The following is a 12,525-nucleotide window of genomic DNA, read 5'->3' on the forward strand; positions in this document are numbered from 1 at the left end:
GGCGGAGTGGACGGGGCTCGAACCCGCGACCCCCGGCGTGACAGGCCGGTATTCTAACCAACTGAACTACCACTCCAGCAAATACAAGGCACAACGATCGTTAAACGTGGTGGGCGGTGAGAGGGTCGAACTCCCGACCTAATGCTTGTAAGGCATCCGCTCTACCAACTGAGCTAACCGCCCCGGTTTAACTACCCGGCAAACAGTGTACTTGCATACCGCTGCTTACCGAAGTCCGTTAGTTTACAGCATCTTTCAGGGCTTTACCAGCCTTAAATTTAGGAACTTTGGCTGCGTCGATTACGATTTCTTCTTTCGTGCGCGGATTGCGGCCGGTACGGGCTGCGCGCTCGCTCACGGAGAAGGTGCCAAAGCCGACCAGGGTGACGCTGTCGTTCTTGGCCAGGGTGGTGGTTACGCCATCGATCATCGCGTCCAGGGCGCGGGCGGCTGCCGCTTTCGAAATGTCAGCGGAAGCAGCGATATGGTCGATCAATTCAGTCTTGTTCACAAAAGTCCCCGTCACAAAGGTTTATATCATTTATACCGTTTTCAACCAGCAATGATGCGGCTGGCCGCCGGCAGAGAAAAATCTCAGGCGGTATTAGACAAGCCGGGAAAGCCTTGTGTCAAGGGAAACACTGGCGAAAACACCAGTAAAAATGAAAACAGGCGCCGAATTGGCGCCTGTTTGTGGCTTAACTGGCCAGTATCAGCCGGGTTTTAGTGCTTGACGACCTCACTCTGCCCGTCAGCCTTGGTCTGCGCGGCCGCCACGGCTTCCACCGGCGGGGTTTCCACCAGTGGTTCCGGCTGGCGTTCCAGCGCGATTTCCAGCACCTTGTCGATCCAGCGCACCGGCACGATTTCCAGCTTGTTTTTCACATTGTCCGGAATCTCGGCCAGGTCCTTCACGTTTTGCTCGGGAATCAAGACGGTCTTGATGCCGCCACGGTGGGCCGCCAGCAGTTTTTCCTTCAACCCGCCAATCGGCAGCACTTCGCCGCGCAGGGTGATCTCGCCCGTCATCGCCACGTCGGCGCGCACCGGAATGCCCGTGAACACGGAGACCAGCGCGGTCGTCATGCCGATACCGGCCGATGGACCGTCCTTCGGCGTCGCGCCTTCCGGCACGTGGATGTGGATATCGCTCTTTTCAAACACTTCGGCCTTGATGCCGAGGCGGCTGGCACGGCTGCGCACCACGGTGCGCGCCGCTTCGATCGATTCCTTCATCACGTCGCCCAGCGTACCGGTGCGGATCACGTTGCCCTTGCCCGGCATGGTGACCGATTCGATGGTCAGCAAATCGCCGCCCACTTCGGTCCATGCCAGCCCGACCACCTGGCCCACCTGGTTTTGCTTTTCCGCCACGCCAAAGTCGTAGCGGCGCACGCCCAGGAACTTGTCCAGGTTTTTCGGCGTCACGGCGACCTTCTTCTCGGTCTTCTTCAGCAGCAGCATCTTGACCACCTTGCGGCAGATCTTCGACACTTCGCGTTCCAGCGAACGCACGCCGGCTTCGCGGGTGTAGTAGCGGATCACGTCGCGGATCGCGGCTTCCGAGATGGTGATTTCACCTTCCTTCAAGCCATTGTTCTTGACTTGTTTCGGCAACAGGTAGCGCTGCGCGATCGAGGTTTTCTCATCTTCGGTATAACCCGACAGGCGGATCACTTCCATCCGGTCCAGCAGCGCCGGCGGGATGTTGTACGAGTTCGACGTCGCCACGAACATTACGTCCGACAGGTCGAAGTCCACTTCGATGTAGTGGTCCGAGAACGTGTGGTTTTGTTCCGGATCCAGCACCTCGAGCAGCGCCGACGACGGATCGCCGCGGAAGTCCGCGCCCATCTTGTCGATCTCGTCGAGCAGGAACAGCGGATTGCGCACGCCGACTTTCGCCAGCGATTGCAGCACCTTGCCCGGCATCGAACCGATGTAGGTACGGCGGTGGCCACGGATCTCGGCCTCGTCACGCACGCCGCCCAGCGCCATGCGCACGAACTTGCGGTTCGTCGCACGGGCGATCGACTGGCCCAGCGAGGTTTTACCCACGCCTGGAGGACCCACGAAGCACAGGATCGGCGCTTTCAATTTGTCGACGCGCTGTTGCACCGCGAGGTATTCCAGGATGCGTTCCTTGACCTTCTCAAGGCCATAGTGGTCGGTGTCGAGGGTTTTCTCGGCATTCGACAGGTCGTTGTTGACCTTGGATTTTTTCTTCCACGGCAGCGACACCAGGGTATCGATGTAATTGCGCACCACCGTGGCTTCGGCCGACATCGGCGACATCAGCTTGAGTTTTTTCAGCTCGGCGTTGGCCTTGTCCAGCGCCTCTTTTGGCATCTTGGCGGCGGCGACTTTCTTTTCCAGCTCGTCCAGGTCGGCGCCATCTTCCCCTTCGCCCAGTTCTTTCTGGATGGCCTTGACCTGCTCGTTCAGGTAGTACTCGCGCTGCGACTTTTCCATCTGGCGCTTGACGCGGCCACGAATGCGTTTTTCCACCTGCAGGATATCGAGCTCGCCTTCCAGCTGGCCGAGCAGATGCTCCAGGCGCTTGCCGACGTTGAAGATTTCCAGGATGACTTGCTTTTGTTCGAGCTTCAGCGGCAGGTGCGCGGCCACGGTATCGGCCAGGCGGCCGGCATCGTCGATACCCGACAGCGACGCCAGGATTTCCGGCGGAATTTTCTTGTTGAGTTTGACGTACTGGTCGAATTGCTGAACGATGGCGCGGCGCATCGCTTCGATTTCCGAATCGTCGCCCTCTTCCGAATCAAGCGGGGTCAGGTCGGCCACGAAGTGGGTTGGCGCATCCGTGATCTTGCGGATGCGTGCGCGCTGCGCGCCTTCCACCAGCACCTTGACGGTGCCGTCTGGCAGCTTCAGCATTTGCAGAATATTGGCCACGCAGCCGATTTCGTAAATATCGGAGGCGGAGGGCTCGTCCTTGGCAGCGGCTTTCTGTGCTGCGAGCATGATGCTCTTGCCCTGTTCCATAGCCGCTTCCAGCGCTTTGATCGATTTTGGGCGACCCACGAACAGCGGTATCACCATATGCGGGAAGACGACGACATCCCGCAGTGGCAATAACGGCAGCTGAGTTTGCTCAGTTAATTTGGAAGTTGTCATGGCGTACCTTATGTGAAAGCGTGTACCTGATGGTGGCGATGTTTTGCCAATTCACAAGACCAGAGGCAATAAATAATTCACGTGGATAAAAGATATTGCCAATAAGTCTGTTGATGCGGTTCTGCTTTAAAAATAAGCAGGCAATAAGCAGTAATTTCATTCACCATATAAAAAAGCCACACACGTCTATACAGGCGCGGTGGCTTTTCGAATGAAGCCTGCTTATTGGTTTAAATTGTACCGCCTTGCCCCACGGATGCAAAATGAATTTTGCTGCCGTGTGCAGGCCTTATTTAATTTTCACCGGAAGCTTTAGGCGATTCCTGATAAATCAGCAATGGCTTGGCGCCGCTGGTGATGGTATTTTCATCAATCACCACTTTGCTGACATTCGATTCGTTCGGCAATTCATACATTACATCCAGCAATGCATGTTCCAGAATCGAACGCAAGCCACGGGCGCCGGTTTTGCGGGCCAGGGCTTTTTTAGCAATCGCGTGCAGCGCAGCCGAACGGATTTCCAGTTCCGCGCCTTCCATTTCAAGCAGTTTCGAATATTGCTTCACCAACGCATTTTTTGGCTCGATCAAAATCTGGATCAGCGCTTCTTCGGTCAGTTCCGCCAGGGTCGCCACCACCGGCAAACGGCCCACCAGTTCAGGGATCAGCCCGAACTTGATCAAGTCTTCCGGTTCGGCTTCCATCAGCAAATCGCTGGCGGCGCGCTGTTCCTTGCTCTTCACTTCGGCCGAGAAACCAATGCCGGACTTTTCCGAACGGTTGGAAATGATCTTGGCCAGTCCGTCGAAGGCGCCACCACAAATGAACATGATGTTGGTGGTGTCGATTTGCACGAAGTCCTGGTTCGGATGCTTGCGGCCACCTTGCGGCGGCACCGAAGCCATGGTGCCTTCAATCAGTTTCAGCAGGGCTTGCTGCACTCCCTCGCCCGACACGTCGCGGGTAATCGACGGGTTATCGGACTTGCGCGAGATCTTGTCGATCTCGTCGATGTAGACGATGCCGCGTTGCGCCTTTTCCACATCGTAGTTGCAGCTCTGCAACAGTTTCTGGATGATATTCTCTACGTCTTCACCCACGTAACCGGCTTCGGTCAGGGTGGTCGCGTCGGCAATCACGAACGGCACGTTGAGCATGCGCGCCAGGGTTTGCGCCAGCAAGGTCTTGCCGGAGCCGGTCGGGCCCACCAGCAGGATGTTGGACTTCGCCAGTTCGACGTCATCCTTCTTGCCGAGGTGCTTCAGGCGCTTGTAGTGGTTGTAGACGGCAACCGACAGGATACGCTTGGCAGTCTGCTGACCGATCACGTACTGGTCCAGCAAGTCCTTGATTTCATGGGGGGTCGGCAAGTCGGACTTGGCGCCCGCCACCGATTCAATGCTGGCCGTTTCGTCGCGAATAATGTCATTGCACAAGTCGATGCATTCGTCGCAGATGAAGACGGATGGACCGGCGATGAGCTTCTTCACCTCGTGCTGGCTTTTACCGCAAAACGAGCAATACAGAAGTTTTTCGCCGCTGGAGGATTTTTTCTCGGACATGGGACTTGTTTATGTAGTTACAAGGTAGGGGACTGCGTCGTGCGCCGTGTTACTTAGTGCAGAGCGTACAGGACACATGCTACCTGAAATAAAAAAGAAACGCCCGAACCATATGAGTTTCGGGCGTCACTTTGAGGCTAAATACGCATCAGCTTAGTACGAGCCACTGAGCGCAACATCAGGCGCGGCTGGTCAACACTTTGTCGATCAAGCCATACTCGGCGGCGTCTTCGGCGGACAGGAAGCGGTCGCGATCCGTATCCTTGGCGATCTGTTCGACCGACTGGCCGGTGCGATCAGCCATGATCTGGTTCAGGCGATGACGCAAGTACAGGATTTCCTTGGCCTGGATTTCAATGTCCGACGCCATGCCTTGCGAGCCACCCGACGGCTGGTGAATCATGATGCGCGAGTTCGGCAGCGAGAAACGCTTGCCTTTTTCACCCGCCGCCAGCAAGAAAGCACCCATCGATGCGGCCATGCCGGTGCACAGCGTGGAGACGTTCGGCTTGATGAACTGCATCGTATCGTAGATCGCCAGGCCCGCGGACACGGAACCGCCCGGCGAATTGATGTAGAGCGAGATATCCTTGTCCGGATTTTCACTCTCCAGGAACAGCAACTGGGCGACAATCAGGTTGGCCATCTGGTCATTGACCGGACCAACCAGGAAGATCACACGCTCTTTCAGCAAGCGCGAGTAGATGTCGTACGAACGCTCGCCGCGGCCGCTTTGTTCAATCACCATCGGCACCAGGCCGAGCATTTCAGTGTCGAGTGCCGGATTACGGTTCATCATTCAATGTTTTCCTTGTGAAGCAGCAGGCGCCCCGCCCTGATTGCTCAAGGCCGGACGCCGATGCTGGATTACGCTTGCGCGTTGCTTCCCATCAGCTCATCGAAGGCAACTTGCTTCGACGAGTTTTTCGACAGGCCCAGAACGAAGTTAACGACGTTTTCTTCCAAAACAAGGGCTTCGACTTCAGCGATGCGGCGGCGATCGCTGTAGTAGTACTTCAGCACTTCACGTGGATCTTCGTACGATTGTGCGAAGTCTTCGATTTGTGCTTTGACTTGCTCAGGCTCGGCTTGCAGGTTGTTTTGTGCAACCAGGGCGTTCAGGATCAGGCCCAGGCGTACGCGCTGCTCGGCCTTGTCTTTGAACAGTTCTGGCGGGAATGGCACGTCCTTGACGTTCATGCCGCGCTGCGCCATGTCCTGGCGGGTCATTTCGGCCAGGCGCTGGGTGTCTTGCTCGATCAGGGCGTTAGGAATGTCCAGGGTCGCGGCCTTGGCCAGCGCTTCCATCACGGCTTCCTTGTTGCGTGCTTTCACACGGCCGCGCACTTCGCGCTCCAGGTTGACCTTGATGTCTTCGCGCATTTTAGCCAGGTCGCCATCGGCAACGCCCAGCGATTTCGCGAATTCAGCGTCGATTTCCGGCAGGTGCGCCCATTCCAGCTTTTTCAGCGTGATGGTGAACTGTGCGGTTTTGCCCGCCACGTCCTTGCCATGGTAATCCTCTGGGAAAGCCAGGTCGAAGGTCTTGGCTTCGCCGACTTTCAGGCCAACGGTGGCGGCTTCGAATTCCGGCAGCATGCGGCCTTCGCCCAGTACGAACACGAAGTCGTCGGCTTTGCCGCCGGCGAATTCCACGCCGTCGATCGAACCGACGAAGTCCACGGTCACGCGGTCGCCGTTGGCGGCAATCGCCTCGCCACCGTCGCCGTGTTCACCGGCTTCGCCTTTGGTGTGGAAGTGCACGCGCTGCTTGCGCAGGATTTCGATGGTCTTGTCGATTTCAGCGTCGGTCACGTCGGCTTTGACGGTCTCGATTTCCACGGCGGTCAGGTCGCCGATTTCCACTTCCGGATACACTTCGAAGGTGGCGTCGAACGACAGCTGGCCTTCTGGCGCGTCGTTCTTAGGTTCGATACGTGGGAAGCCTGCCACGCGCAGCTGGTTTTCGTTGGCGGCATCGTTGAATGCGCGGCCAACTTTATCGTTCAGCACTTCGGTTTCGATTTGATAACCGTATTGTGCTGCGACCATTTTCAGGGGCACTTTGCCAGGACGGAAGCCTGGTGCTTTAGCCGATTTGGCTTGCACTTTCAGGCGTTTCTCCACTTCCGTGCGGACGTCGGTCAGCGGGAAGGAGATCGTGATACGACGTTCGAGTTTGCCCAGGTTTTCGACTGCAGTTGCCATGTAAAAATCGTCCAAAAAATGTAAAGAATACTGTGGTGCGAGGAGGGGGACTCGAACCCCCACACCATTGCTGGCGTCAGGACCTAAACCTGGTGCGTCTACCAATTTCGCCATCCTCGCGGCGTATTTGTACAAAAGCAAAGGGTGACCCGCATTTTCTTTTTAATTGAAAACTGGGTCACCCTTTCCCCGTTTGAACGGGGGCTTTCAACTTCAACGCGGTATTTTACTGTTTTTCCCGGAATGTGGAAGGGCTTTTTTAGCTTTACCACAACATTTACACAGCAATTGCTTGAAATTTTTTTCCGGTGTGCTTCCTTAGCTCCGGTGCGCCGGTTTTTTCACCCGGAACCACGCCGCATACAGTGCCGGCAGGAACAGCAACGTCAATAACGTGGCCAGGATCAGGCCGCCCATGATCGCCACTGCCATCGGCCCCCAGAATACCGAGCGCGACAGTGGAATCATGGCCAGCGCTGCGGCGGCGGCGGTCAGGACGATCGGCCGGCAACGGCGCACCGCCGCTTCCACCACCGCATCCCACGGTTCCGCGCCCTGCCCGATATCCTGCTCGATCTGGTCCACCAGGATCACGGAATTGCGGATGATCATGCCAAACAGCGCAATCACGCCCAGGTTGGCGACAAAGCCCAGCGGCCGGTCCATCACCAGCAGCGCGCCTGCCGCGCCCGCGATCCCCAGCGGCCCGGTCAGGAACACCAGCAGCGACCGTTTAAAGCTGTGCAATTGCAACATCAGCAGCGTAAAGATGATAAACACGGCCAATGGCAAGTTGGCGGCAATCGACGCCTCCGCCGCCCCGGTGTCGGCTGCGGCGCCTTTGACCGTGATCTGGTAGCCCGGCGGCATCCGTTTCTTCAATTCTTCCAACTTGGGCAGGATTTGCCCGGACACGGTCGGCCCCTGGATGCCATCGACCACATCGGACTGCACCGTGATGGCCCATTCCCTGCCCTCGCGCCACACCACGCCCGGCTCCCACACGAAGTGCACACGCGCCACCTGGCTGACCGGGATCGAGCGGCCCGACGCGGTCGGCAGATAAGTGTCCTGCAGGGCCTGCATGGTGCTGCGCTCATCCACCGGCTGGCGCACCTGAATATCGATCAGGCGGTTCCCTTCGCGGAACTGGCCGATCGTGGTCCCGGAGAGGATCGTGTTGGCGGACCGCATCACGGTCTGCGTGGTCACGCCCAGCGCCCGCATCTTGTCCTGGTCCAGGTCCAGCCGCCACGCCTTGATCGACTCGTTCCAGTTATCGTTGACGCCCAGCGTGTTGGGATTGGCGCGCATGATGTCCTTGACATCATCGGCCAGCGCCCGCACTTGCGCCACCTCCGGACCGGAAACGCGGAACATGACGGGATACGGCACCGGCGGACCATTCGGCAACAGTTTTACCCGCCCCCGCACCTCGGGAAAGTCCGTCTTGAACAGGTGAATGATCTGTTTTCTCAGCGCTTCGCGCGCCTTCAAATCCTTGGCCAGCACCACCATTTGCGACACGTTCGATTGCGGGAAAATCTGGTCCAGCGGTAAATAGAAACGCGGGCTGCCGGTCCCGACATAGCTGGTGATACTGGCCACGCCGTCATACTTGCCGACGATGCCCTCGAACTTTTTCACCAGTCCTTCGTTCAACTGGAACGACGAGCCTTCCGGCGTCCACATTTCCACCATCAGTTCCGGGCGGCTGGAATCCGGGAAGAATTGCTTTTCAATGAATTTAAAACCATAGATACCCAGCGCGAAGATGGCCAGCGTGGCGCCTATGGTCACCATGCGCCACTCCACGCACCAGGCGACCAGCGCGCGGAATTTGCGGTAGCCGGGCGTATCGAACAATTCATGGTGGCCGTCGGCATGGGGTTGCACCCGCAGCAGCACGTAACCGATATACGGCGTGAAGATCACGGCGACAAACCAGGAAATCACCAGCGCCAACGCATTGACGGAAAACAGCGTGAACGTGTATTCACCCGCCATCGATTTCGCCATCCCGATCGGCAAGAAGCCCGCCACGGTGATCAGGGTGCCGGTCAGCATCGGCATCGCGGTCGACGTGTAGGCGGCAATCGCCGCATCGAAGCGCGACTGCCCTTCTTCCATCTTGCGCACCATCATTTCCACGGCAATGATGGCGTCATCGACCAGCAAACCCAGCGCAATGATCAGCGCGCCCAGCGAAATCTTGTGCAAGTCGATGTCGAGGATGTGCATGAACAGGAACGTCACCGCCAGCACCAGCGGAATGGTCAGCGCCACCACCAGGCCGGGCCGCGCATCGAGCCGCAGCTTGGGTTTACTGTGCAGGCCCAGCGCCACAAAACTCACGGCCAGCACGATCAGGATCGCTTCCACCAGGGTGCGGACAAATTCCCCCACCGACGCCGACACGGCGGCCGGCTGGTTGGCTACCCGCTCCAGGTTGATGCCGACCGGCAGCTTGGTGCGCATGTCTTCGGCGGCCAGCTCCATGGCCTTGCCCATCTTGATGATGTTGCCGCCCTTTTCCATCGACACGGCCAGTCCGATGACTTCCTTGCCGTTGTAGCGCATCTTGTCTTGCGGCGGATCCTGGTAGGCGCGTTCGATGGTGGCGAAGTCGCCCAGCCGGAACGTGGTGCCGTTGGCATGCAATTCCATCCGTTCCAGGTCTTTGACGGATGCCAGGGCGCCACTCACCCGCACTTGCAGGTTTTCCAGCGGCGTCACCAGCACGCCGGCCGATTCGATGGTGTTTTGCGCGGCGATCTGGCCGACGATGGCTTCAAACGGCACGCCCAGGGTGGAAAATTTTTTGTGCGAAAAGACGATATTGATCTTTTCATCCTGCACGCCCAGCAAGTCCACTTTCGACACTTGCGGCACCGCCAGCAGGCGCTGGCGCACGAAGTCCGCGTAATCCTTCAGCTCCGCATAGGTGAAACCGTCCGCCGACAGCGCAAAGATCGAACCAAAGGTATCGCCGAATTCATCGTTGAAGAACGGCCCGATCACCCCCTGCGGCAAGGTATAGCGGATATCGCCGAGCTTTTTGCGCACCTGGTACCAGGCGGCGGACGTATCCTTCGGCGGCGACGATTCGCGCAGGCGCAGGATGATGGTGGTTTCGCCGGGCTTCGAATAACTGCTGATCTCATCGATATACGGCGTTTCCTGCAGCTTTTTTTCCAGCTTGTCCGTGACCTGTTCGGCCATTTGCAAGGCAGTGGCACCCGGCCAGATCGCGCGCACCACCATGCCACGGAAAGTAAATGGCGGGTCTTCGTCCTGGCCCAGGTTCATGTAACTGAGCATGCCGCCAATCAGCAGCACCGCCATCAGGTAACGGGTCAGCGGGATGTGCTCCAGCGCCCACCGCGAGAGGTTAAAGCCGCCCTTCATTTTGCCGCCCCGGCAGGTGTGCCACTGGCGGCCGCGCTGGCGGCGACGCTGGCGGCGGCCTTGGGCGCCGATTTTTCACCGCCCAGCACTGTGACTCTCTGCCCCGGCTTCAACTGATTGACACCCGCCGTGACAATGACCTGCCCCGGCTTCAACCCGCTTCTCAACACCATTTCATTGCCGGAGACGCCGCCCGGCTGCACCTGCACCAACCGCACCGCATTATTTTCCACCACCCACACCGAGGTCGCCCCGCGCTCATAGAACAGCGACGACAAGGGCACGTGGATTTGCGCCTCCGGCGTCTTCGACGCAAACGCCACATACGCCGTCATACCCAACTTTGCCTCCGGCAAGCCTTCGGGAATCGTCACCCTGACCGGATAGGTACGGGTCACGGGATCCGCGGCTGGCGATACTTCCCGCACCTTGCCGGCCGCCACCTGCTCGGGATGGGCCCACAGCCGCACGCGCACATCGGCCACGCCGCGCAAGACATCGACTTTGTCTTCCGGCAGGCCGATGACGATTTCCTTGTCGCCGCTTTTGGCCACCTGCACCACCGGCGTGCCGGGCGCCACCACGGCGCCCACATCGGCATTGACCGCCGTCACCACGCCATCGACATCGGACACCAGCGTGGCGTAGCCCGCCTGGTTGCTTTGCCCCCGGAACGCCGCCTGCGCCGCTTCGACATTGGCTTGCGCCGCCTTATAGGAGGCGTCCTTGCCGTCAAGGATGGTCTGGCTGACGAAATTCTGTGTCTTTAATTCCTGGTAGCGCTTGAGTTCGGCCTTGGCGAAATCGCGCGATGTCTCCGCCGCCCGCAGCGCGGCCTGGGCCTGGGCTTGCGCCAGTTGCAAATCCTGCGGGTCCAGCCGCATCAGCGCCTGCCCCTTCCTCACCACCGCGCCGGTATCGACCAGGCGCGCCACGATCTTGCCGCCAACCCGAAATCCCAGCCGCGACTCCACGCGAGCCCGCACTTCCCCGGCAAATTCCGACAACAGGTCAATGTCGCTGGCGCGCACTTGCTGCACGCGTACCGGGCGGATGTCTTCGGTTTTTTCTTCCGTCTTGTGGCAACCGGCCAGCGCCAGCAAGGCAACCACGCCAGCTGTCAGAACGGTCAATCGGGACGAGGGGCGGAGGGAAGGAGACACGGTAATTTCCTTTATTGTATTGCCCGGTACGGAAAAGCTGCATTGCAGCATTACCGTCAAGGCACTATGATGCCGGTCAAGAGAATGACTTTCCGTCAATCAAAAATTATATGCCTAGTCGTTCCGAATGCAAATGACTTTCGCGTCATTTAGTTGTTAGCCTCTATGCCCGTCGACCATTACGAGAATTTCCCTGTTGCTTCTGTCCTGCTGCCCCGCCGCCTGGTGCCGGCCGTGGAGGCGATTTACGCGTTTGCCCGCAGCGCCGATGATTTGGCCGATGAAGGCGACGCCACACCCGATGAGCGCCTGGCGGCGCTGAATGTCTATGAGCTGCAGCTGCAGCGCATCGGCCGCAATGAAGAAGGCTTGCCGCCAATGTTCGAGCGCTTGGCCCGGGTGATCCGCGAATTCGATTTGCCGATGGCGCCGTTCCACGATTTGCTGTCGGCCTTTAAACAGGACGTGGTGGTGCAGCGCTACCGCAATTACGAGGACTTGCTCGATTATTGCGCGCGCTCGGCCAATCCGGTGGGCTTATTGATGCTGTCGTTGTACAAAGAGGCCGACGAAGCCAATGTGCGCGACTCGAACGCGATTTGTTCGGCGCTGCAAATCATCAATTTCCTGCAAGACGTCGCCATCGACATCCACAAGGAGCGCATTTATTTGCCGCTCGACGACCTGGCCCGCTTCGCTGTTTCGCCGGCGCAACTGGGCCATCTGGATGGGCAGGTCAAGTGGCGCAGCCTGATGAAGTTCGAGGTGGCGCGGGCGCGGGCGCTGATGCTGTCGGGCGCGCCGCTGGCGCTGCGGCTGCCAGGGCGGATCGGACTGGAATTGCGGATGGTGGTGCAAGGCGGCTTGCGCATCCTGGAAGCGATCGAGGAAGTCGAATACGACGTGTTCCGCCACCGCCCGAAGCTGGGCAAACCGGACTGGCTGAAGATCGTGTGGCGTGCGCTGACCATGCGCCGGCAGCTAAAAAGGCTCGCAATGCCGGCGCATCGCTTAGAATAGCGGCTTTATTTAGTATCAGCATTGCCTTT

Annotated in this window: 8 protein-coding genes and 3 tRNA genes; 1 reads left to right on the plus strand and 10 read right to left on the minus strand. The window is 58.6% G+C overall.

Translation table 11 applies throughout. The features are described from left to right. Positions 1–2: 2 nt before the first annotated feature. The 10 genes from AC1RRC_RS28490 to AC1RRC_RS28535 form a co-directional block, all read right to left on the minus strand. Positions 3–76, minus strand: a tRNA-Asp gene (locus AC1RRC_RS28490). A gap of 31 nt (positions 77–107) precedes the next feature. Then, positions 108–183 (minus strand) — tRNA-Val (locus AC1RRC_RS28495). Positions 184–238: 55 nt separating this feature from the next. Next, complete coding sequence (locus AC1RRC_RS28500; RefSeq protein WP_371868212.1) at positions 239–511, minus strand: HU family DNA-binding protein; 273 nt, start codon at positions 509–511, stop codon at positions 239–241. Positions 512–723: 212 nt separating this feature from the next. Continuing rightward, positions 724–3,135, minus strand: a complete 2,412-nt coding sequence (lon, locus tag AC1RRC_RS28505) for an endopeptidase La (RefSeq protein ID WP_493059030.1) — start codon at positions 3,133–3,135, stop codon at positions 724–726. 293 nt (positions 3,136–3,428) lie between these two features. Beyond that, positions 3,429–4,697 (minus strand): ATP-dependent Clp protease ATP-binding subunit ClpX, encoded by a 1,269-nt coding sequence (gene clpX / locus AC1RRC_RS28510; RefSeq protein WP_493059032.1) that lies wholly within the window; start codon positions 4,695–4,697, stop codon positions 3,429–3,431. A gap of 178 nt (positions 4,698–4,875) precedes the next feature. Continuing rightward, complete coding sequence (gene clpP / locus AC1RRC_RS28515; RefSeq protein ID WP_493059212.1) at positions 4,876–5,493, minus strand: ATP-dependent Clp endopeptidase proteolytic subunit ClpP; 618 nt, start codon at positions 5,491–5,493, stop codon at positions 4,876–4,878. Positions 5,494–5,564: 71 nt separating this feature from the next. After that, positions 5,565–6,905, minus strand: coding sequence for a trigger factor (gene tig / locus AC1RRC_RS28520; protein WP_493059033.1), 1,341 nt, complete (start codon positions 6,903–6,905; stop codon positions 5,565–5,567). A 33-nt stretch (positions 6,906–6,938) separates the two neighbouring features. Then, positions 6,939–7,025 (minus strand) — tRNA-Leu (locus AC1RRC_RS28525). Between the two features lie 198 nt (positions 7,026–7,223). Continuing rightward, complete coding sequence (locus AC1RRC_RS28530) at positions 7,224–10,313, minus strand: efflux RND transporter permease subunit (RefSeq protein WP_493059034.1); 3,090 nt, start codon at positions 10,311–10,313, stop codon at positions 7,224–7,226. Beyond that, on the minus strand, positions 10,310–11,476 hold the full coding sequence (locus AC1RRC_RS28535; RefSeq protein WP_493059035.1) for an efflux RND transporter periplasmic adaptor subunit: 1,167 nt from the start codon (positions 11,474–11,476) through the stop codon (positions 10,310–10,312). Before AC1RRC_RS28535 ends, AC1RRC_RS28530 begins: the two co-directional genes overlap by 4 nt. A 165-nt stretch (positions 11,477–11,641) precedes the next feature. Between AC1RRC_RS28535 and hpnC the strand changes: the two genes are divergently transcribed. Then, the gene (gene hpnC / locus AC1RRC_RS28540; RefSeq protein ID WP_493059036.1) at positions 11,642–12,496 is read left to right on the plus strand and encodes a squalene synthase HpnC; all 855 of its coding nucleotides are present in this window, start codon (positions 11,642–11,644) and stop codon (positions 12,494–12,496) included. The last annotated feature ends 29 nt before the right edge of the window (positions 12,497–12,525 follow it).

Source organism: Pseudoduganella sp. GW821-FHT12E03, from assembly GCF_058807115.1.

What these genes read in the sequence shown, in the direction of transcription:
- clpP (WP_493059212.1), bottom strand. Translation starts at nt 5,493, where the DNA reads ATGAACCGTAATCCGGCACTCGACACTGAAATGCTCGGCCTGGTGCCG.
- tig (WP_493059033.1), bottom strand. Translation starts at nt 6,905, where the DNA reads ATGGCAACTGCAGTCGAAAACCTGGGCAAACTCGAACGTCGTATCACG.
- lon (WP_493059030.1), bottom strand. Translation starts at nt 3,135, where the DNA reads ATGACAACTTCCAAATTAACTGAGCAAACTCAGCTGCCGTTATTGCCA.
- clpX (WP_493059032.1), bottom strand. Translation starts at nt 4,697, where the DNA reads ATGTCCGAGAAAAAATCCTCCAGCGGCGAAAAACTTCTGTATTGCTCG.
- AC1RRC_RS28530 (WP_493059034.1), bottom strand. Translation starts at nt 10,313, where the DNA reads ATGAAGGGCGGCTTTAACCTCTCGCGGTGGGCGCTGGAGCACATCCCG.
- hpnC (WP_493059036.1), top strand. Translation starts at nt 11,642, where the DNA reads ATGCCCGTCGACCATTACGAGAATTTCCCTGTTGCTTCTGTCCTGCTG.